Source organism: Pseudoalteromonas simplex (genome assembly GCF_015278155.1).
Classification (GTDB): Bacteria; Pseudomonadota; Gammaproteobacteria; order Enterobacterales; family Alteromonadaceae; genus Pseudoalteromonas; species Pseudoalteromonas simplex.
On record NZ_JADILN010000009.1, the window covers coordinates 67,883 to 90,006 of the forward strand.

General features: G+C 42.2%; 20 protein-coding genes. 11 read left to right on the plus strand and 9 right to left on the minus strand.

Translation table 11 applies throughout. The features are described 5' to 3' along the window. The first annotated feature begins 25 nt into the window (after positions 1 to 25). The 4 genes from IRQ78_RS15815 to IRQ78_RS15830 all read left to right on the plus strand — a co-directional run bounded on the left by IRQ78_RS15815 (position 26) and on the right by IRQ78_RS15830 (position 4,893). Complete coding sequence (locus IRQ78_RS15815; protein ID WP_194442659.1) at positions 26 to 2,353, plus strand: methyl-accepting chemotaxis protein; 2,328 nt, start codon at positions 26 to 28, stop codon at positions 2,351 to 2,353. A 64-nt stretch (positions 2,354 to 2,417) separates the two neighbouring features. Continuing rightward, positions 2,418 to 3,236 (plus strand): CheR family methyltransferase, encoded by an 819-nt coding sequence (locus IRQ78_RS15820; protein ID WP_054554442.1) that lies wholly within the window; start codon positions 2,418 to 2,420, stop codon positions 3,234 to 3,236. Further along, entirely contained in the window at positions 3,233 to 3,850 is a 618-nt protein-coding gene (gene cheD, locus IRQ78_RS15825) for a chemoreceptor glutamine deamidase CheD (RefSeq protein WP_054554441.1), read from the plus strand. The genes IRQ78_RS15820 and cheD overlap by 4 nt, the downstream gene beginning before the upstream one ends. Positions 3,851 to 3,858: 8 nt before the next feature. Next, positions 3,859 to 4,893 (plus strand): protein-glutamate methylesterase/protein-glutamine glutaminase, encoded by a 1,035-nt coding sequence (locus tag IRQ78_RS15830; protein ID WP_138601017.1) that lies wholly within the window; start codon positions 3,859 to 3,861, stop codon positions 4,891 to 4,893. Here IRQ78_RS15830 and IRQ78_RS15835 read toward each other — a convergent pair. After that, complete coding sequence (locus tag IRQ78_RS15835; RefSeq protein WP_228290611.1) at positions 4,880 to 5,911, minus strand: polysaccharide deacetylase family protein; 1,032 nt, start codon at positions 5,909 to 5,911, stop codon at positions 4,880 to 4,882. The genes IRQ78_RS15830 and IRQ78_RS15835 overlap by 14 nt on opposite strands. Between IRQ78_RS15835 and dinF the strand changes: the two genes are divergently transcribed. Beyond that, positions 5,888 to 7,222, plus strand: coding sequence for an MATE family efflux transporter DinF (gene dinF / locus IRQ78_RS15840; protein WP_194442660.1), 1,335 nt, complete (start codon positions 5,888 to 5,890; stop codon positions 7,220 to 7,222). The two genes, IRQ78_RS15835 and dinF, sit on opposite strands and share 24 nt — an antisense overlap. A 1-nt stretch (position 7,223) precedes the next feature. On the opposite strand, the gene IRQ78_RS15845 is transcribed toward dinF, so the two are convergent. Further along, positions 7,224 to 7,493, minus strand: coding sequence for a hypothetical protein (locus IRQ78_RS15845; RefSeq protein ID WP_054554438.1), 270 nt, complete (start codon positions 7,491 to 7,493; stop codon positions 7,224 to 7,226). 14 nt (positions 7,494 to 7,507) lie between these two features. Then, a complete protein-coding gene (nfuA, locus tag IRQ78_RS15850) occupies positions 7,508 to 8,083 on the minus strand; it encodes a Fe-S biogenesis protein NfuA (protein ID WP_054554437.1) in 576 nt (191 codons plus the stop codon). Between the two features lie 144 nt (positions 8,084 to 8,227). Here nfuA and IRQ78_RS15855 point away from each other — a divergent pair, with 144 nt between their 5' ends. Then, positions 8,228 to 10,780 carry a M14 metallopeptidase family protein gene (locus IRQ78_RS15855; protein WP_054554436.1) on the plus strand — a complete coding sequence of 851 codons (2,553 nt, stop codon included), beginning with the start codon at positions 8,228 to 8,230 and terminating at the stop codon, positions 10,778 to 10,780. 6 nt (positions 10,781 to 10,786) lie between these two features. Here IRQ78_RS15855 and IRQ78_RS15860 read toward each other — a convergent pair whose 3' ends face one another. Continuing rightward, positions 10,787 to 11,503, minus strand: a complete 717-nt coding sequence (locus IRQ78_RS15860) for a ComF family protein (RefSeq protein WP_138601023.1) — start codon at positions 11,501 to 11,503, stop codon at positions 10,787 to 10,789. A gap of 58 nt (positions 11,504 to 11,561) precedes the next feature. On the opposite strand from IRQ78_RS15860, the gene bioH reads away from it, so the two are divergent. The 3 genes from bioH to IRQ78_RS15875 all read left to right on the plus strand — a co-directional run bounded on the left by bioH (position 11,562) and on the right by IRQ78_RS15875 (position 13,582). After that, positions 11,562 to 12,299 carry a pimeloyl-ACP methyl ester esterase BioH gene (gene bioH, locus IRQ78_RS15865; RefSeq protein ID WP_054554515.1) on the plus strand — a complete coding sequence of 246 codons (738 nt, stop codon included), beginning with the start codon at positions 11,562 to 11,564 and terminating at the stop codon, positions 12,297 to 12,299. 101 nt (positions 12,300 to 12,400) lie between these two features. Continuing rightward, complete coding sequence (locus IRQ78_RS15870) at positions 12,401 to 12,709, plus strand: hypothetical protein (protein WP_054554434.1); 309 nt, start codon at positions 12,401 to 12,403, stop codon at positions 12,707 to 12,709. 6 nt (positions 12,710 to 12,715) lie between these two features. Further along, complete coding sequence (locus tag IRQ78_RS15875; RefSeq protein WP_138601025.1) at positions 12,716 to 13,582, plus strand: putative metalloprotease CJM1_0395 family protein; 867 nt, start codon at positions 12,716 to 12,718, stop codon at positions 13,580 to 13,582. Between the two features lie 68 nt (positions 13,583 to 13,650). Here IRQ78_RS15875 and IRQ78_RS15880 read toward each other — a convergent pair whose 3' ends face one another. The 4 genes from IRQ78_RS15880 to greB form a co-directional block, all read right to left on the minus strand. Next, positions 13,651 to 15,966 carry a Tex family protein gene (locus IRQ78_RS15880; RefSeq protein ID WP_194442661.1) on the minus strand — a complete coding sequence of 772 codons (2,316 nt, stop codon included), beginning with the start codon at positions 15,964 to 15,966 and terminating at the stop codon, positions 13,651 to 13,653. Between the two features lie 135 nt (positions 15,967 to 16,101). Next, entirely contained in the window at positions 16,102 to 16,683 is a 582-nt protein-coding gene (locus IRQ78_RS15885; RefSeq protein ID WP_054554431.1) for a CBS domain-containing protein, read from the minus strand. 49 nt (positions 16,684 to 16,732) lie between these two features. After that, on the minus strand, positions 16,733 to 17,038 hold the full coding sequence (locus IRQ78_RS15890; RefSeq protein ID WP_194442662.1) for a hypothetical protein: 306 nt from the start codon (positions 17,036 to 17,038) through the stop codon (positions 16,733 to 16,735). A 113-nt stretch (positions 17,039 to 17,151) separates the two neighbouring features. Continuing rightward, positions 17,152 to 17,634, minus strand: a complete 483-nt coding sequence (greB, locus tag IRQ78_RS15895) for a transcription elongation factor GreB (protein ID WP_194442663.1) — start codon at positions 17,632 to 17,634, stop codon at positions 17,152 to 17,154. 166 nt (positions 17,635 to 17,800) lie between these two features. On the opposite strand from greB, the gene ompR reads away from it, so the two are divergent. Continuing rightward, a complete protein-coding gene (ompR, locus tag IRQ78_RS15900) occupies positions 17,801 to 18,520 on the plus strand; it encodes an osmolarity response regulator transcription factor OmpR (RefSeq protein WP_054554428.1) in 720 nt (239 codons plus the stop codon). Positions 18,521 to 18,525: 5 nt separating this feature from the next. Continuing rightward, a complete protein-coding gene (gene envZ, locus IRQ78_RS15905; protein ID WP_138618428.1) occupies positions 18,526 to 19,821 on the plus strand; it encodes a two-component system sensor histidine kinase EnvZ in 1,296 nt (431 codons plus the stop codon). A 125-nt stretch (positions 19,822 to 19,946) separates the two neighbouring features. Here the strand turns inward: envZ and IRQ78_RS15910 are convergent, their stop codons facing one another. Then, positions 19,947 to 21,989, minus strand: a complete 2,043-nt coding sequence (locus IRQ78_RS15910) for a glycoside hydrolase family 97 protein (RefSeq protein ID WP_194442665.1) — start codon at positions 21,987 to 21,989, stop codon at positions 19,947 to 19,949. Positions 21,990 to 22,124 lie beyond the last annotated feature (135 nt).

Genomic DNA, 22,124 nt, shown 5'->3' on the forward strand with positions numbered 1-22,124 from the left:
GTAGATTAACAAGAAGGTGAAGGGTATGGGATGGTTTAGTAGTCCTAAAAACGTTGAGTCAAATAATGATTTAGTTGTTGCAGCACTGAACAAATCGCTGGCAGTTATTGAGTTCGAACCAAGTGGAAACATAATCACTGCGAATGCTAATTTTTTGAATGCCATGGGTTACCGACTTGAAGAAATTCAAGGGCAACATCACGCAATTTTTGTTGATGACCAAGAAACTCAAAGTCCTGAATACCAACAGTTCTGGCAGCGCTTGCGCACAGGTGAATTTATGTCTGATGAATTCAAACGGTTTGCCAAAAATGGTAAAGAAATTTGGATTCAAGCTACCTATAACCCAATTATTGATAGTAATGGCAATGTCGTTAAAGTTATTAAGTTTGCCAGTGATATTACAGCGCAAAAAGAGCTAGAAAAAAAATCTAAGCGTGATGCAGATCTGTCAAACGCGCTTCGGGTCTGCCAAGCCAATGTGATGATTGCTAATAATGACCTAGAAATTATTTTTGTTAACGACCAAGTACAAAAAATGCTTAAGTTTCGTGAAGAAGCTTTAAAAGAGGTGCTGCCAAACTTCTCGGTTGATAGCATAGTTGGCACCTGTGTTGATGACTTTCATAAGCAACCATCTCATCAGCGTGAAGTACTAAGAACCTTGACCGAGCCTTTTAAAACAACGCTTAAAATTGCGGATTTAATATTTAGTTTAATAGCAACGCCGTGGCTCAGTGTATCTGGAAGTCGTCTAGGAACAATTGTTGAATGGCAAGATATCACTGATAGCGTGGCAAAAGCGGAAGCTGAAAAACGTGAAGCAGAAGAGAATCTTCGTGTTCGACGCGCGTTAGACCGTGTGGCAACCAATACCATGATTGCAGACGCCGGCAATAATATTATTTACATGAACGAAGCTGTTTTAAATATGATGAAAGCAGCTGAAAGTGATTTACGTAAAGACTTACCTAATTTCAACAGTAGTAACCTCATTGGTCAAAATATTGATGTGTTCCATAAAAACCCAGCACATCAGCGTAATATGCTGGCGAAGCTGAGTAGCACATATAGCACTGAAATATATGTTGGTGGTCGAACATTTGGATTAGTTGCAAACCCTATCTTTACGCCAGAAAACGAACGAATTGGTACGGTTGTAGAGTGGGAAGATAGAACGGCTGAAGTGGCGATTGAAAAAGAAATTGCAGGCCTTGTTGCTGCTGCCGGGAATGGTGATTTAGAAGCGCGTGTTGAAGAAGCGGGCAAACAAGGATTCTTCTTACGTCTAGCGCAGGGCTTGAATAGCCTAGTTAGTATCGTCGATGATGCAGTAAAAGACACGGGCAATATGCTTGATGCCATGGCAAATGGTGATTTATCAAAACGAATAGAACAAGAGTACCAAGGTTCATTCGATAAGTTAAAACGTGATGCAAATGCCACAGCTGATAAGCTTACTGAAGTGATTAATCGCATTAATACCTCTGCAACGCTCGTTGCCAGTGGTGCAGAAGAAATTTCACAAGGTAATGCAGATTTAAGTCAACGGACTGAAGAGCAAGCTTCATCACTTGAAGAAACAGCATCAAGCATGGAAGAAATGACCAGTACGGTTCGTCAAAATGCTGATAATGCAAAAGAAGTGAATGAACTTGCGGAAGAAACGCGTACAAAAGCGCAAAAAGGTGGTGAAGTTGTCAATCGCGCCGTAACCAGCATGTCGGCAATTAATGAATCGAGTAAGAAAATTGCTGACATCATTAGTGTGATTGATGAAATAGCTTTCCAAACAAACCTACTTGCGTTGAATGCTGCAGTCGAAGCTGCACGAGCAGGTGAGCAAGGCCGAGGTTTCGCTGTTGTTGCTGGTGAGGTCCGTAACTTAGCACAGCGTTCAGCCGCCGCAGCAAAAGAAATCAAAGAATTAATCCGAGACAGTGTTGGCAAAGTTGAAGATGGTACATTACTTGTTAATGAATCAGGTTCAACATTGCAAGAAATAGTAACTGCAGTACAAAGAGTTACGGCAATGATCTCTGATATTGCTCAAGCATCAGAAGAGCAAAGCTCTGGCATTGAGCAAGTTAATAAAGCCATCGCTCAAATGGATGAAATGACTCAACAAAATGCAGCTTTAGTTGAAGAAGCATCAGCTGCGGGCGAATCAATGGCTGAACAAGCAAATGATATGCGCCGCTTGTTAAACTTCTTCTCGTTATCAAATAACGAAGTTGATATTTCAAACAGCGCTAGTTCAGCGCCAGCAGTTAAACAGCCTAGTTCGACAGTGCGCTCGGCACCAAAGGGCAACAATTTTGTTGATCCCAGTGACGAGTGGGAAGAGTTTTAAACTCTTCCCGACTTTATTCTAATAAGTTAATTGCACCGACTGTTACAGCTGCAGGGTCAAACACATGAAAGAGTTTTTATTAACGGATAATGATTTCAAGGCTATTTCTTCTCAGGTGTACGATGCGTGTGGCATTGTATTGGCGGAGCATAAACGTGAAATGGTTTACTCGCGTTTAGCAAGACGTATCCGCCATCACAAGCTAAAGAGTTTTAGGGAGTACTTAGGTTTTCTTGATGAGAATAAAGAGCAAGAGTTCAGTGAATTTATTAATGCTATAACCACTAATCTGACTTCTTTTTTTCGTGAGCCCCATCACTTTAATTACCTGAAAAATACTATAGTGCCAAAACTATTGGTTGGTAATGCAAAACAAAAGCGGGTAAGGGTCTGGTCAGCTGGCTGTTCCACTGGCGAAGAGCCTTATACGATTGCTATGACATTGCATGGTTTATTTCCACCCGATTGGGATGTGAAAATTTTAGCCACCGATTTAGACTCAAATGTACTCGCAAAAGCGCAGGCTGGCACCTATACCGCAGCAAATGTGAATGGACTAGACAAAAGCCATCTTAAGCGCTGGTTTTTGAAAAGCCACGATGGAGAACTTTATAAAGTAAAGCCCGAACTACAAAAGAACATTTTTTTTAAGCGTCTAAACTTATTACAGAGCTGGCCTATGAAAGGACCGTTTGATGTGATTTTTTGTCGTAATGTTGTTATCTATTTCGATAAGCCAACCAAAGACGAACTTTTTAAACGCTATCACGACTTACTGACTAACACTGGCTACTTATTTTTAGGGCATTCAGAGACATTAGGGAAGGATCATAAGGAATTTAAAAACTTAGGCCAGACTATTTACCAAAGGGGCGGATCATGAATAGTCACTTCCGGCCTGTTATATCTGGCTTTGAGCATGTGAAACGGTTTTGGGATAATCGTCGTGGGAAGGTAATTGCTAAGGTATTACCTGGCGAGTTTTATGTCTCTAAAACTGATGAATTGATCACGACAGTGCTTGGTTCATGTATTGCAGCATGTATTTATGATGAAGGCCTAGGAATTGGCGGCATGAATCACTTTATGTTGCCTGTAGAAAAAGGAGTCGATCCTAGTAATGCTCATAGTCTTAATTGTCGTTACGGTAACTGGGCAATGGAATATCTGATCAATGAAATCCTTAAAAACGGTGCTTCTAGGCGCAATCTCAAAGTAAAACTGTTTGGCGGCGGTAAAATAATCCGCTCAATGACTGATATTGGTGTTGGCAACATTCGTTTTGCAAATGCTTATATACTTGAGGAAGGTTTAGATTTAGTATCTCATGATGTCGGTGGGCCTTGGCCCCGAAAGGTGATGTTTGATCCTCAAACAGGTAAAGCCCAAGTAAAAAAAATGCGTGAACTGCATTCAGATAAGCTCGAAAAACGTGAAATCAAATACCTACACGATATCGAACAGCAAGATGCAGAAACGGATATTGAATTATTTTAGGAGAGCAAATGATCAAAGTACTCATAGTTGATGATTCTGCTTTGATCCGTGGTTTACTCAAGGAAGTACTCGAGCAAGCAGAAGACATTCAAGTTGTTGGCGCGGCAGAAGATCCTTATCAAGCCCGAGATTTAATTAAGCGCCTCAATCCTGATGTCTTAACGCTGGATATCGAAATGCCGAAAATGGATGGATTAAGCTTTTTAAAAAACTTGATGCGCCTTCGTCCTATGCCAGTTGTGATGATTTCAACACTGACTCAAAAAGGCTCACCCATTACACTGGAAGCCCTCGAAATTGGTGCTGTTGATTTTATTGCTAAACCAACTATCAATGTAACAGAAAACTTGCAGCGATATGCACATTTACTTCATCAAAAAGTACGCACAGCCGCAGGTGCAAGAATACGTGCATTTAAAGAAACAAAAATTGAAGACGATAGCGCCTTAACAGCACTGCAATTTAAGCCCAATAGTGTACTTGCAATTGGTGCTTCAACAGGTGGAACAGAAGCAATTAAAGAAGTGCTTGTGCGCATGCCAGAAAACTGTCCACCGATAGTGATTACACAGCATATTCCACCGGTTTTTAGTACTTCGTTTGCGATGCGCATGGATAGAACCTGCAAAATTAGTGTTAAGGAGGCTGAACATGGCGATAAGTTACAGTCAGGTTGGGCGTACATTGCGCCAGGCGATCAGCATTTAAGTGTAGTGAAAAAAGCAGGCGGCCTATACTGCCAGCTTGATACTAATGAGTTGGTTAATCGCCATCGCCCAGCGGTTGATGTGCTATTTAACTCCTTGGTTGTGGCTTGCCCTAAAGCGGTTGTGGCTGCGTTATTGACCGGTATGGGCAGCGATGGCGCAAAAGGCATGCTCGCATTAAATCAAGCAGGAGCTTACACCATCGCGCAAGATGAATTATCGTCAGTGGTATGGGGCATGCCAAAAGCCGCAGTCGAACTCAATGCGGCTAATGAAGTGGTTCGCCTTGATAAAGTCACAGCGCAAATGCTAAAACAAGCAGTTAAGGTACAATAACCCAAGGTTGAGAGAACCAATAATAGCTGCCTTTCTTCGCGATAGAAGGGGCCGTGCAGTTAAAGCGAGAACGGCCTTTTTTCAGTTTTTCAGGTGATGTGATCTTCACCGTATCTTTACTAAGCCAGGTTAAATCAGCTTGACCAATACCTGATACATAACAAGCAAACTGGCTTTTATGAAAGTCCTGCATATCAAATTGCATCGTTAAACTAGGTGGGTTTTCGTCTGTCACACTATCTGAGTAGGTGAGCTGTTTGATAGTGAATGCTTGAGAGTCGAGTTTAGTGGCAAGTGTTTCAAGCTTTGAATAAAAGCCCGATGCTGGAAAACGTGGTAATCGGGTAAAGTCAGAATGGATACCAACAGCACCCGAATGCTGACCTATACCAACAAAGCCTAGCGATTTTACTAGTTGTTGCAATGAATTATTAAACTCGCCATAAGGGTAAGCGAGGTATTTATAATCATGGCCAATTTCTTCTTTAATTCGCTGCTGGGCAGATAAAATGTCTTTTTTAGTACGTGCAAGCCATGCTTCTTCACTCTCGCCTGGTTGTTTGCGATGTAAGTAATTATGAATTTGCGTATGGTTGCTAATTAAGGCACCTTTTTTCGATAGCTCCTTTAACTGCTGCCAAGTCATTACATAGCTTTTGCCTTCATCAATTAGCTCGGGATTGACGAAAATAGTGTACGGATAGCCAAATTTTTCTAAGATGGGCGCTGCTTCTTCATAGTTATTTTTGTAGCCATCGTCGAAGGTAATCGCGACGGTTTTATCTGTTAGCGGTTGGCCTGTTTGTAATGAGGTAATGAGTTCATCTAATGGAATAACGTTAAAGTTATTATCTTTTAAATATTGCATATGTTCAGTGAATGTTTCGCTACTGACACTGGTGACCGCAGGAAGGCTTTCACTGACGTGGTGATACTGTAGAATGACTGCACCATGGGCGCGCAAAGATAAACCTAACAGGACTGCAAATACTACATGAAACATTTTCTTAAACGTCATAAGGCACACCATAAAAGTTTACTGTTATTAGCCGGTCCGATGATTTTATCAAATATTACCGTGCCAATGTTAGGTTTAGTTGATACTGCTGTAATCGGCCACTTAGGAAGCGCTCACTATTTGGCTGGTATAGCGCTGGGCTCAGCAGTTATCTCGTTATTATTTTGGCTAGCAGGCTTTTTGCGCATGAGTACCACAGGTTTGGTTGCCCAAGCTTATGGTAAAAGCGATCATACCTTGCTCGCTGAGCTATTAAAGCGCAGCTTGTTACTAGCAACAGCGGTTGCGCTGTTATTAATAGCGCTGAGTATACCTATTCAATCCTTAATGGCATATTTATCAAATGCTAATGAAGCTGTTTTAGAACAAGCAAATAGCTATTTTTCTATTCGTATTTTTAGTGCGCCCGCTGCTTTATGTAATTTGGTTTTACTTGGTTGGATGCTAGGTGTCCATTATGGCCGCGGGCCTTTTTATTTATTACTAATCACCAATATTACCAATATCGTGCTTGATATATATTTTGTGGTGTTTCTTGATTGGGGTGTGGCTGGAGCTGCGTGGGCGTCTTTAATTGCTGATTATATCGCCCTTGCTTTTGCACTTATGTTAGTTGCTCAGCTCGCCAAAAAGCAAGGTGTCAACCTTGCCGTGAAAGCCTGGTTAAGTGTTGCTAAGTTACTTGATTTGGTGAGCTTAAATCGCGATATTTTTATTCGCTCACTAGCACTCCAGCTGTGTTTTAGTTTTATGACTTTTTATGGCGCACGGATCGGCGAAACAACTTTAGCGGCTAATGCCGTATTGCTAAACTTTTTAATGTTGGTGAGCTTTGCGCTTGATGGTATTGCTTATGCGAGTGAAGCTAAGGTCGGTAAAGCGAAAGGTGAGCACAGCGCTAAGCAGATTAAGTTATGGGTTAATTTGAGCTTATTTTGGGGCGGGTTATTTGCGCTGTTTTATAGCCTTATATTTTTATTATTTGGTGAGGCAATTATTCGCTTACTTACCGATGTGCCCGAAGTTATCAGTCTTGCAACGGTTTACCTTCCTTGGGTGATTATATTGCCTATCGCGGCGATGGGCTGCTTCTTATTTGATGGCATATTTGTTGGTTTAACCCGTGCTAAAGATATGCGTAATACTATGCTATTTAGTGCTTTAGTGGGCTTTTTTGGACTGTTTTGGTTAGTGAGTAGCTGGCAAAATCATGGTTTATGGTTTGCGATGACCAGCTTTATGCTGATGCGCGGGTTAACGCTGTGGTTTCGCTACCGTAAAATTGTCAATAATCAGCAATTATTAGATTAAATTACTTCCACAAATCAGGGTCGTGATTTTTGGGTGAAGAGCGCTCTAAAACTTGCGCGAAGCGGTTGGCAAAAATACCTAAATAGCCCCAACCAGCAAAGAATAAAGCCACTGCGAGTATGACTAGGCCAATTAATTGAAATAGTGCGGGCCCATAATAACCTATGGCAATAAAAATCACGGCTAGCACAAACAGTGCTAGGCCGCGAAGAAAGCGTTTTAAGCTTAATTTGGGATCGCTACCTAAGCGAAATACCCATTTTTTAAGCATGCTTTAGATACCGGTTAGTAGTAAGAGTGCTCACCAGATTGGTGATCAGTAATGTCTCTTACACCGTTGATTTCGTCAAACTTGGCGATCATTTCTTTCTCGATGCCTTCTTTAAGTGTGACGTCAATCATTGAACAACCGTTACAGCCACCGCCAAATTGCAGTACCGCGATACCGTCAGCTGTAATTTCTACTAGGCTTACTTGACCGCCGTGGTTTGCGAGCTGTGGATTAACTTCGGTTTCAAGCATGTGTTGAACACGCTCTTGTAGTGACGCATCATCGCTAAGTTTGCGTGCTTTTGCGTTTGGTGCTTTAAGCGTTAACTGAGTACCCATTTTGTCAGTTACAAAATCGATTTCAGCTTCTTCTAAGAAAGGGGCGCTTTCTGCATCAACAACGGCATCAAAACCATTGAATGGTAGACGAATATCAGTCGCTTCAACGGCGTCTTCTGGGCAGTAAGATACACCACACTCAGCCTGCGAAGTACCTGGGTTTACTACAAACACACGAATGTTTGTTTGTTCAGCTTGGTCTGCTAAAAGTTTAGCAAAATGAGATTGTGCAGATTCAGAAATAGAGATCATAAAACGGACTATACTTGACTAAATTACTCGGATACTGTGTATCATACTCCGCTCATCGTGTTGTCGCCAGTGTTGAGCGTAAAAAGTTGCATCTATTTTATCGAATGGTAGCGTTAAAAGATCAAATAATTACGGGTGCTATCTATGCGTTTCATAATAACAATATTAACCATGCTAGTGAGCGTTAGCGCATTAGCAAAACCACTTTCTTATTACTTTGAACAAGATGTGAAATTTGACCCAAGTATTCCGACTCCTGAACAGGTGTTAGGCTACGAAGTGGGTGAGTGGCATGTACGTCACGATCAGCTTGTGCAATATATGCAAATTCTTGCTGAAAAAAGTGACCGAATGAATTTTAAAGTAATCGGTCGCACCCATGAGCAGCGTCCATTGGTGATGCTAACAATTACAGCGTCCGACAAACTTGGCCAAGTTGAGCAAATTCGTAAGGCTCACTTAGCTCGCCTAAATGGTGAAGCGAGTGACTCAAGCAAGCAGCCTGCGGTTGTTTGGATGGGTTACAGTGTTCACGGTAATGAATCATCAGGTAGCAATGCATCGTTGCTGGTTGCGTATTACCTTGCTGCAGCACAGGGCCCAGAAATCGATGCCTTACTTAACAACACGGTTATTTTACTCGACCCGTCATTAAACCCTGATGGCTTAGCGCGTTTTGCTAATTGGGCAAACAGCAACCGTGGCATGAAGTTATCATCAGATCCGCAAACTCGTGAACATATCGAAAGTTGGCCTAGTAGCCGTACTAACCATTACTTGTTTGATTTAAACCGTGACTGGTTATTACTACAACATCCTGAATCACGTGCACGTATTGCACAGTTTCACCAATGGAAACCGAATATCCTAACTGACTTCCATGAGATGGGCCCAAACAGCACTTATTTTTTCCAACCAGGGATCCCAACTCGTAAGCACCCAATCACGCCTGAAGAAAATGTCACGCTGACTAAAGCAATTGCAAACTATCATGCAAAGACACTTGATGAGCACAACGCACTTTACTTCACTGAAGAAAGCTTTGATGACTTTTACTATGGTAAAGGCTCAACTTACCCAGACGTCAATGGCGGTGTAGGCATCTTATTTGAACAAGCGAGCTCGCGTGGTCACTTACAAGAAACGATCAACGGTCCGTTAAGCTTCCCGTTTACAATTAAAAATCAGTTATTAACTAGCTTATCGACATTCCAAGCAGCGATTGATAACCGTACAGACTTACTTGATTATCAAGCAAAATTTTACAACAAAGCAGTTGATCTTGCTGGTGATGAAGACTTTAAAGGGTATGTAGTTAAAGGCGGCGCTGATCACAGCCGCATGCAATACTTCCTTGATTTACTTAGACAACATCAAATCAATGCGTACATGTTAGAAGAGCCGTTAAAAGTAAACGGTCAAAGCTTTTCTGAGCAGAGCTATTATGTGCCATTAGCACAGCCACAATTTCGTTTAATTAAAGCAATTTTCAGTGAGCAGCAGCGTTTTGTTGATAATACGTTTTATGATGTATCTGGCTGGACACTTGCTCATGCCTTCAACCTAGAATTTGCAAAGGTAAGCAGCAACTGGGGTTTAAATGTGGCAAAAATGCCTTGGCAGCAAAGTGTTAAGTCAAGCTTTGCAGCATTACCGCAAAGCTATGCTTACGCATTCAAATGGGATGACTACCTAGCGCCAAAAATGCTTAATAGCTTACTCGAGCAAGGCGTGAAAGCACGTGTGGCATTAAGCCCACTAACAGCAAAAACACCATCAGGTGAAATCGCTTTTGAGCCAGGTAGTATTCTTGTTCCTGCTGGTCTGCAAACTGATAGCAACTGGGTTAGTTATTTAAACCAAGCACAGAATGAGTTTGGCATTGAAATTACACCCATTAGTTCGGGCTTAACGGTGAAGGGGGCTGATTTAGGTTCTCGTGCAATGGCGGTTGTGAAAGCGCCTAAAGTATTGCTAGTGGGTGGTCAAGGAACTAGCCAGTATGAGCTGGGAGAAGTGTGGTACTACTTAGATCGTTTTGTTGGTACAGCGCCAAGCATTATCGAAATGGAACGTTTAGGTAACATCGACCTTGAAAACTACAGCCATATTATTTTAGCGCACGGAAATTTCAATCGTCTTGATGATGCGACTAAAGTGGCTATTAAGTCGTGGGTGCGTAAAGGCGGTGTTATTTGGGGTCACAAAGGCGGTGCTAAGTTCTTAGCCGATCAGCAGCTACTAAAAGCCAATTACTTATCTCGTCGTGATGTAGCGAGTGCCTTTGATACCACAGGGCTTAGCTATGCTGATAAAGATCACTTAGCAGGCCGTCAGCGTATTGCCGGCGCAATTTTTAATACCTCTGTAGATTTATCTCACCCACTTACCTATTCGCTGAATCGTAATACATTACCTGTGTTTAAGAATAGCACTTGGCTACTTGAGAAGTCAGATGCCCCATTTGTTAATGTGCTTACTTACACAGATAAACCGCTTTTAGCTGGCTTTACTGATGACGTAAACGTAGAGCAAGTAGCGGGTGCTGCTGGCCTCATTGCGCATTCATATGGCAAAGGCAGTGTGATAGGCATGACAGATAACCCAGTATTCCGTGGTTACTGGTACGGCACGAGTCGATTACTAAGCAATGCCTTATTTTTTGGTAATGCCTTTCATGCCTCTGGTGATAAATAATCACACTTAATCATAATGCAGGTTGCCTAACCCTGTTAGGCAAGTGAGCATAGCCCATATTTGCTTCGCCCCTGCATTTTTTATGGCTTCTGTCGCAGCATTTAAAGTTGCGCCAGAGGTCATCACATCATCAACAACTGCCACGGTTTTCCCTGTTAAATCTTGCTGACAAACAAATGCATTTTGTAGATTTTTAACTCTTTTCGCTTTACTTAACTGTGATTGTGCTTTGGTTGCTTTTTGCTTGTAAAGAGCTGAGCTAACAGTACATTGCTGGTTTTTTAAAACAGGCAGCCAAGTTTGGCTTACCTGATTAAAGCCGCGTGCTAAAAAGCGTTGATTATGCAGAGGCAGCACAATAAAAAGGTCTGGCCAATTTGCATTAACTTGACGAGCTAATTGCAGCTGTTTCCCTATCACTTGTTGTAGTGCCACACGAAAATATTGTTGGTCATTAAATTTCAATTGCTTGAGCCAAAGTTTAAAAGGTGCTTGATACCACGCACAGGCAATTAAATGGTCAAAATTACTATCAGGAAATGCATCACATATATCTGGTCGGTGTAACAGATTTGGATGGCGTGTAAGGTCAAATAAATTAAGGTCATCTAAACAATACTGACACAAAGCTTGATCAGCCTGTATGTGATTCTGGCAACTAATGCAAAAGTTGGGGAATAGTGCGTCTAGCCCTAGTTTTAAGGCATGAGGTAAGTGAGACATTGCATTCATTCCTTTAAACGCTATTATGAGCGCTAAGTGTGGTTGGGAAATACAAAATATGCAAAATGATATGGTGCTATTACATGGCTGGGGAATGAACCAAGGGGTTTGGCAAGTGATCAAACCTGAGCTTGAGTTTTTTCATGATGGTGAAGTCCGTTGCCTTAATTTACCTGGCTTTGGTAACGCACAGTCTATTCCCACACCTTACACATTGCACGCTGCGGCTGAGCAACTAAGTACACAGCTAAATGATCAGTCTATTCTTGTTGGCTGGTCGTTGGGCGGGCTTTTTGCCTTGTATATTGCAGCACATTGGCCTGACAAAGTAGCAAAGGTTGTGTTGGTTGCCTCAACGCCTTTTTTTGCGCAAACCGACGAATGGCCGGGTATCAAACCTGACGTATTAAATGCATTTAAAGATCAGCTAGTTAGTCACAGAGAAAAAACGATAGAACGGTTTTTGGCGATACAAGCGATGGGCAGTGAATCAGCTCGGGATGATATTAAGCAACTTAAAGCACTTTTAAACCAATACCCTGCGCCTCAAGAGCAAGCTTTAAGTGCGGGCTTAGACATTTTACAGCAGGATGATTTACGGGAACTATTCGCTAACCTTAGCGTACCTGTGCGTGGTATTTTCGGTCGCTTAGATTCATTAGTACCGTATCGTGCGATTGAAAAAATGCATGCCATACAACCCCAGTTTGAATACGAGGTTTTAGATAAAGCTTCACATGCGCCTTTTATTTCTCATAAAGCAGCATTTATATCAGCACTGAAATCAATGTGTTAAGCAAAACTCGCTGAGAGACCAGAAAAATAGCGGGATTTAGCTTTATTTTGCTCGTTTTATGAGCGATACTTACCGGGTAGATCTCACTGTTGGAGGGTGTTATGCCAATCAGTTCTGTTTTTAATAATGCGGTAGAAGGTTATAACCGTGCAAGCCAAGGTATCGAAAAGGCAAGCGCTGAGATTAGCCGTGCCTCAATTGATCAGCAAGATGATGCCCAATTAGCTCAACAACGCCAATTACAAGCGGCGACTCCAAATGAAGCTGTAACTCCGCCAGTTTCACAACCTGCCCCAATTGATGAGTCGCTTGTTAACTTAAAAGTTGAAGAGTTTAATGCAAAAGCCAATATCAACACGATTCAGACTGCTGATGAAGTGCTCGGCACATTAATAGATATTAAAGTTTAAAAACTTATGAATATCGTCACTCCGTTTCCTTCGATTAATATCAACACGGCGAACGTGCACACCGAAAGTGCTCGCCGTGATAATCAGTTACGTGAAGTGATCCCGCCACCTGCCGCTACCAAGCCGAGTAACGCAGAAAATAAAACCCTGAATGATGGCGACAAAACCAAGCAGCCGGGTTCTGAGGCGGGTACGTATGATGCAAAAGGGCGTCTGGCTGAAGACAAGGTGATTGAAGAACGTAAGCAAGGTGGTGAGCAAGAAGAGCCTGAACAATCAGAGCAAGAACAACAAGAAGCTAAACAAGAGCAGCAAAAAGAGCAAAAGGTTGCCCAGCAAGAGCAGCAAGATGCTGAGCAAATTAAAGAGCTAAAAGCCCGCGATACCGAAGTACGTATTCATGAGCAAGCTCATGCATCAGTGGGGGGGCAATATGCGGGCTCACCAAGCTATGAATATCAACGCGGTCCTGATGGTACGAACTATGCTGTGGGCGGCGAGGTGCAAATTGATGTTGCTGTAATTGAAGGCGACCCAAAAGCCACAATTGAAAAAATGCAGACGGTGCGTGCTGCAGCACTTGCACCACAAGAGCCTTCGAGTGCTGATCGTTCAATTGCCGCAGATGCCACGCAAAAGCTGATGGCAGCGCAAGCTGAGCTCGCCAGTCAATCAGCCGATGGCGATGTTGATTCAGGTAAATCGACCTTCAAAATAAACAGTGAGTATGGTGAAGATAGCGCTACTCAAACTAGCGAAACCAAAACAGCAAAGCGTGACGTTGAAGTAGATGAGCGCGCTGCACGTATTGCTAATTTTTATCAAGCAGCGACCTCGCCAACTAATCAAAATCAGTTCTCTGCTTTTATTTAAGCTTCTAAAATAAAAAACCGCGTAAGTTTACACTTACGCGGTTTTTTTCAACTTATGCCTACAGCCTATTATTTTTTCACTTTTGCATTGGCAAATGCATCAGCAAAGGCATTACCCATGGCAACATTGCCAAATTCGCGTTTTTGTTTAGGTGCACTTTTCGCTTTCGCAGCTGGCTTAGGTTTGCTAGCTGATGCGGCTTTATTGCTGGTATCAACATCATCGTCTAAACGCATGGTAAAGCTAATACGTTTACGGGCAGCATCTACTTCAACTACTTTTACTTTTACAATATCGCCCGCTTTAACCACTTCACGTGGATCAGAGATAAACTTGTTCGTAATAGCAGAAATATGCACTAAACCGTCTTGGTGTACACCCACATCAACAAAGGCACCAAAGTTAGCAACGTTAGACACTACACCTTCTAAAATCATACCCGGTTTTAGGTCATTAATGGTTTCAACACCGGCTTTAAATTCAGCTGTTTTAAACTCAGGGCGCGGGTCGCGGCCCGGTTTATCAAGTTCTTTGATAATGTCGGTAACCGTTGGTAAACCAAACTTTTCGTCTGTGTAGTCGTTCGCAACGAGCTTGTTTAGGATGTCAGAGTTACCAATTAGGCTGTTAACATCTAAGCTGTTCTTCTCGCAGATACGCTTAACAACTGGGTAGGCTTCAGGGTGAACTGACGAGTTATCAAGAGGATCTGAGCCTGTGCTGATACGTAAGAAACCGGCAGCTTGTTCAAAGGCTTTAGGCCCTAAACGTTCAACTTTTTTAAGTTCAGAACGTTTGCTAAATGAGCCATTCGCATCACGGTAGCTAACGATATTTTGTGCTAACGTTTTGTTTAAGCCAGATACGCGAGTAAGTAATGGCACCGACGCCATATTTAAGTCTACACCCACTGAGTTTACACAGTCTTCAACCACAGATGTTAGCGTTTGACCAAGTTGGCTTTGCGATACATCGTGCTGATATTGACCTACACCGATTGATTTAGGCTCAATTTTTACCAGCTCAGCAAGTGGGTCTTGTAAGCGGCGCGCGATAGACACAGCACCACGTAGTGAAACATCAAGGTTAGGGAATTCATTGGCGGCAAACTCAGACGCTGAATAAACAGAAGCGCCCGCTTCACTGACCATAATTTTATTTAGCTTAAGCTCACTGTTCGCTTTGATCAGCTCTGCAACTAACTTGTCAGATTCACGTGAAGCCGTACCATTACCAATAGCGATTAGCTCAACTTTATGCTGGCGGCATAGTTGTTCTAAAGTACGAAGTGATTTATCCCAATGATTTTGTGGTGCGTGCGGGAAAATTGTTTGTGTTGTTAACAGCTTGCCAGTGCTATCGACAACGGCAATTTTACAACCAGTACGCAGGCCAGGATCGAGACCTAACGTAGTACGTGGACCTGCAGGAGCGGCCATTAATAAATCTTTTAAGTTTTTAGCAAAAACGTCAATTGCGCCGGTTTCTGCTTTTTCGCGCATTGCACCTAAAAATTCATTCTCAAGGTGAAGGCTTAACTTAATTTTCCATGCCCATTGCACTACGCCCATTAACCAACTACTTGCAGCAGAATTGCTAACATCTAAGCGATAATGATCGGCAATCATTTGTGCACACACTTGCGCCGGATTTTCTGCGCCAGGCTCTGGGTTGATACTAAGTTGTAAGACGCCTTCATTACGCGCACGCAGCATAGCAAGTGCACGGTGTGATGGTACTTTTTTAAGTGGTTCTTGATGCTCAAAGTAGTCGCGGTACTTTACGCCTTCATTTTCTTGGCCAGCGATTACAGTACTTTCAATCTGACCATGTTGTGTGATATGACTACGGAATTTAGCGAGCAATTTGGCGTCTTCAGCAAAGCGTTCCATTAAGATAAATTTAGCGCCATCTAACACCGCTTTATTATCTGCAAAGCCTGCATCGGCATTAATGTAGTCACTTGCTTGTTGTTCAGGGTCGAGGCTAGGGTTGTTAAATAGCGCATCGGCAAGCGGCTCAATACCCGCTTCAATGGCAATTTGTCCTTTTGTACGGCGCTTAGGTTTGAAAGGCAGATATAAATCTTCAAGCTCAGTTTTACTGTCAGCGTTATTAATATCAGCACTTAGCTCAGCAGTTAACTTGCCTTGCTCTTCGATAGTATTAAGGATAAAGCTGCGGCGCTCTTCTAATTCACGTAAATACGATAAACGCTGCTCAAGTAAACGTAATTGCGTGTCATCTAAGCCACCAGTTACTTCTTTACGATAACGGGCGATAAAAGGAACTGTGGCACCTTCATCAAGTAATTTGATTGCAGCAACAACTTGTGGTTGCTGGGCACTTAGCTCAGTTGCTAAGCGTGCAGAGATATTGCTCATGCATAACCCTTTTTAAAAATAGAAAATCAGTAAAACTGAAGATTAATTGCCTGAATAATATCACAATAAGAAGGCCTTAAAAGCACTGCTTTTAAGGCCTGCAAAAATAGTCTTACACAACGCGGGTTTTAACGCTTAGTGCGGGTGATCAACCTGCTGTAATACTTCGCTGAAGCCATTAGCAATTGGGTTGATATTAACAGGAATATGTAATTTTTTAGCAATTTCACGGGCTGAAATCAAACCACAAATTTCATGTTCAGCGCTGGTTACTAAAAGGAACATCATACCTTGGTGTTCCATAGTTTGCAGTGCATCGCCAATGCATGCATAGCTAATACTTTGTAAGCTTACACCAGCTAAGCTGCTAAGTGGTGTCATTACATGCTGCAAAGTAACTTCATTGCGATGTAAATTGAGGCGCTGAGCAAGAATCATGATTTTAGAGCTTTGTAAGTCAGCACTTGAAGTAATACCAATAAGCTTTTCGTCATTATCTACGACTAAAATAAAGTCAGAACAACGACTGCTGGTTTGTTTAAGTGCATCGACGATACTCAAATCATGATGTGCTCGCACAGGGTCTTTGCTTGTAAAGCTATTTAATACTTTTAGCGCTGGAGAAGTTAAGTCGAGGGTTGGTTCAACTTCGTTTACAGTATTAGATAAAGCACCATTAGAAATGTCTTGAAGACGTAATTCTTTGAATTTATTCATTTTGATCACCATACATTTTAATAAAACAGAAATAGAAAATTTGAGTTAATTAAAAAGCAGGTGGTCCTCGCTGGTGCGCGCTATAAACAGACACCTTATTACAAGGGGGAACATACGAAACAACAGGCGCATCTTGCAGTGGTTGGGCTACATTAGTGATGAACGCAGGAGTATGTTTATCGAGGTCGGTATCTAAGTTAGCAGGGTCTGCACTATCACACGCAATAAAGTGAGCGGTTGGCGTAACACTGTCTGAATGGCTCTCTATATCACTGGCATAAGATATCAAACTCACACTAATTAATAGTGCGAATACAATGGCATTATTCATTATGCGTTGTATTGCGTTTGACATACTTACTACCTTCTAAAACTCAAGTAATGATTTATCTTGAGTAACTTTAGTTATAGATCACATTTTTAGACTAAACAATCACTAATTAACGCTTTCTGAATTTTCAGGGAAAATTAGTTTGCATCCGGATAAGTTATCTCATTGATATACCATTCTTTTGCGCCTTCAGGTGTGTTCACCGAAAAGTCATCATCAACCTGTTTGCCAAGTAGCGCTCGAGCCATAGGTGCATCAATCGAAATGTAATCTTTGCGCTCGTAAATTTCGTCGGGGCCAACAATACGAAAGCGCTTTGTTTCGCCTTGTTCATTCTCAATTTCGACCCAAGCACCAAAAAACACTTTTCCTGCTTGCTGTGGGTTGTAGTCAACAATTTTAAGATCAGGCATGCGTTTACGAAGATAGCGTACGCGGCGATCTATCTGTCGTAAAACACGTTTGTTGAATTGATAATCTGCGTTTTCAGAACGGTCGCCCAAGCTTGCTGCCCAAGTCACAATTTTGGTGATTTCAGGGCGCTTTTCATGCCATAGGTAGTCATGTTCTTGTTGTAATTGCTGATACCCTTCTCGGGTTATTAAATTTGTCTTTGCCATTTTATTCAGCCTAAAAAGAAAACCAGCCGCAAGGTATAAAAGTCTTTTACCTTTGTCGAGTGGGGTTTTGAAATGTTCAGTAACAATCTAAGCGCGTAATTCGTTTTTTATTCTTAACTTTTTCATTTATATTAATAAGTAACATATTACAAAAAGAATGAAAGTTATGGGACACGAAACGACAAAAGTATTGGTTGTTGATGACGATATGCGCTTACGTAGCTTGCTAGAGCGTTACCTTGTAGAACAAGGCTTTATTGTTCGCTCAGCAGCAAATTCAGAGCAGATGGATCGCTTATTAGAGCGCGAGAACTTCCACTTGATTGTATTAGATTTAATGTTACCAGGTGAAGATGGGTTATCAATTTGCCGTCGTTTACGTCAAAAAGAAAATGACATTCCAATTGTAATGCTTACAGCCAAAGGCGATGAAGTTGACCGCATAATCGGTTTAGAGCTTGGTGCTGATGATTACATTCCTAAACCATTCAACCCACGTGAACTGTTGGCGCGTATTAAAGCAATTTTACGTCGTCGTGCTAAAGAAGTACCAGGTGCGCCTGCTGCCGAAGAAAACGAAATTAGCTTTGGTGATTTCACACTAAACCTTGCGACCCGTGAAATGAGCCATGGTGATAAAACAATGTCGTTAACCAGTGGTGAGTTTGCAGTATTAAAAGCGTTAGTGACTCATCCGCGTGAACCGCTTAGTCGCGATAAATTGATGAATTTAGCTCGCGGCCGAGATTACAGTGCGCTTGAGCGCAGTATCGATGTTCAGGTTTCACGCTTACGCCGCATGATCGAAGTGGATGCCGCTAATCCTCGTTATATACAAACAGTATGGGGTTTAGGCTACGTATTTGTGCCAGACGGTGAAAAATAACAGTAATGGGCATGTTTCCACGTAGTGCGTTTGGACAAACGGTATTTTTGGTTGCAGCCCTGCTGTTAATCAATCAAATTGTCTCTTATATTACGGTCAGTTTTTATGTTGTTAAACCAACTATAGAACAAGTAAACCTGATCCTATCTAAACAGGTGAAAACCGTGTTTATTGAATGGGAAGAAGGGGTTGAGGTTAGCAAGGAAGCTTCTGATAAGTTTTTTGAGATCACCGGCATCGAAGTGATGACCCAGCGCCAAGCGATGAGTCAGGGTTTGGCTGAAACTCGTGAGTACTCCATGTTATCGCGCAGTATGTCGAAAGAGCTCAATGGTTCTGCTCGGGTACGTATTAGCCAAACCGACCCACTTGTTTATTGGGTTGAAGCTCCACAAGCACCGGGTTATTGGGTACGCGTGCCGCTCACCGGCCTGCAAGAAAACAACCTAAAATTCTTAACCTTTTATTTATCGAGTATTGGCTTTTTAAGTGTGCTCGGTGGTTGGTTGTTTGCCCGCCATCTAAATAGACCTTTAAAAGCACTGCAACAAGCCGCTGTTAAAGTAGGGGTAGGTGACTTTTCTACCAAATTAGAAGAACAAGGTTCTACAGAAGTCATTGAAGTAACCCGTGCGTTTAACCAAATGTCGCGTGGTATTGCAGCTCTTGAGAACGACCGTCGGTTATTAATGGCAGGTGTCTCTCATGACTTGCGCACGCCGCTTACACGAATTCGCCTTGCCACCGAAATGATGTCGGACGATGAAGATTACCTGCGTGAAGGGATCATTCATGATATTGAAGACATGAATGCCATTATCGACCAATTCATTGAATATTTACGCCACCACAAACGTGAAGAACTTGAGCTAGAAGACTTAAACGCGATTGTTTCTGAAGTTGTCGAAGCTGAACAAAAACATCACCGCACTATTACCTTTAAAGAGAATCCGAGCTTAAGCGAAGTGCCAGTGAGTATGGTAGCAATAAAGCGTGTTGTTACTAATATGATTGAAAACGCAATTCGCTATTCAGATGGTGATATAGAGGTTGAAACCCGCGTGAGCAGTAATAAAAAGTTTGCTATGGTCGTGGTTAACGATCATGGCCCGGGGATCCCTGAAAGCGAACTTGAAACTGTATTTGAACCGTTTAAACAAGGTGATGCCGCTCGCGGTAGCGAAGGCAGTGGCTTAGGCCTTGCGATAATTAAACGTATTGTCGATATGCACGGCGGCCGAGTACAACTACTTAATCGCCCAGAAGGTGGCCTCAGCGCGCAAATCTATTTGCCTTTTTAAAAGTATTTAGCTTTAAGCTTTAAGTTTTAAGCAGCCCGAGTGGGCTGCTTTTTTATGGCAATAAAAAAGCGCGACATCAAATGCCGCGCTCTTTTTACTTGAAGCTTAAACTAACAGCTTTTAGCTTAGATTGCTTTAAAACGAATCGCTGTACCGCCGCTGGTGGCAAGCTTTAACGTTAGCTTATCATCAGCAGTCACTATGCGTTTTTCTACTTTTAAGTCGTAAGGGTTATTTACCCATTCAGCTTTGTCACCGTCACGGTAGATTTGCGCTTCAAACTTTTTACCTTTATCTAAGAAGTCTAACTTCACTTCTAAAGTGCGGGCTTTTTCGTCTGTAACAGCACCTAGATACCAGTCGTTACCTGAGTATTGATCACGCTTGCGTTCTTTACGTGCAAATACAACGAAATCGCCAACTTCACCTTGTAGTGCAATACTTTGTTGCCAATCAGTTGGTACATCCTGAATAAACTGGAATGCATCTGGCTTCGCTAAATAATTACGTGGTAAATCTGCCGCCATTTGAATTGGGCTGTACATTACAACGTATAGCGCTAATTGCTTCGCTAGGGTTGTTTGTGGGCGGTTGGTATCAGCACCTAAACCGTTAAAGCCCATATCAAAAATACCTGGCGTAAAGTCCATTGGGCCTGCAAGCATACGCGTGAAAGCTAGCATTGGAATATGCTCTGGTGGGTTCGGCGGTGTACCCCATGCGTTAAACTCTTGACCACGGGCACCTTCACGAGCAATCCAGTTTGGGTATGTACGACGTAGGCCGGTATCTTTCACAGGCTCATGCGTGTTGATACTAATTTTATGTTTTGCAGCAAGTTTTACGTTGTGTAGGTATTCATTAACCATGAACTGACCATCGTGCCACTCTTTGCGTACAATGCCGTTTTCATCGATACGCTTGATGTTACCACCGTCAGCAACATAACCTGTTTTAACTTGGCTTACATTTGATTTTTCGTATAACGCAAATGCATCTTCCATTTGGTTACGGTAGTTGGTCACGTTACCCGACGTTTCGTGGTGACCAATTAATTGTACGCCTTTTTCTTTGCCGTAACGTGTCAGTTCTTCAATATCAAAGTCGTCATAAGGTTGTGTAAAGCTAAATACGTCACCGTTATAGAACCAGTCGCCATCCCAGCCAATATTCCAGCCTTCAACTAGCACGCCATCGAAGCCATATTTAGCAGCGAAGTCCATGTAATATTTAGTGTTTGCAGTGGTTGCACCATGAATTTTACCGCTACCCCAAGTATTTTCATTGATGTGCATACCCCACCAAATACCTACGTATTTACCTGGTTTTACCCAAGATACATCACCCAGTTTATTTGGTTCGTTTAAGTTTAAGATGATATCTGAGTTGATTAAATCAACGGCTTCATCACCAATTTGAATTGTACGCCAAGGAGTATTAAATGCGCCTTGCTTTTTAACCGCGACACCGTCTGACCAAGGTGTTAGATCGGCTTGGAAAGTACCATCACGACGTTGATTTAAAACCATGCCTGCATAATCAACAAGGGCGGCTTCGTGAATACTAATATGCACACCCTCTTTATTTTTTATAGTAAATGGTGTGTGCACAAGTGCCGCTTTATGAAGTGGGGTGGTGTTATAAACATATTCATAACGGTTCCAACCACGAGCGGGGATCCACCAAGCCGTTGCATCTGATGAGTCTGTAATAGCAAACTCTGTAAGTTCTTTAGTGATTTCTACATCATCATAGCCAGCTTGTTTTGGTAATTCGTATCGAAAACCTACACCATCATTAAAAGCGCGAAAACGTACCGTAAACGTGCCACCTTGTGGTTGTGGTTTTTTAAAGGTAACAGCGACTTCGTTATGGTTATCAACCACAGTTTGGCGTTCACCCCACGGTTGCTCCCAGCTGCTTTTTACCGAATCAGTGGTTTGGCTGCTAATTTTGTAACCTTCGCTCATTGCTGGTTGTTTTTTAAAAACAAGGCCTAACGAAGAGTTCGCAATGACTTGTTTACCTGCAAAGCTGATTTCGTAGCTAGGTGTGTGTTGCTCATCTGAGATAGTTACTTTGATCTGCCCATCTGGTGAACTGATGGTTGTGGTTTGTGCTAGGCAAGTACCTGAAAAGGCTGCTAACATTAAGGCAGTTAATCGCATTGTTGTTCCTTGGTGGCTTATGGTTATGGATTGTTGTCACGTATTCACATACATCCTTAAAGCATAAAGTGACTTGCCGGTTAATACGAGAGATCTGCATACGTATTCAACAAAGTGAACGCGGCGATATCCAGC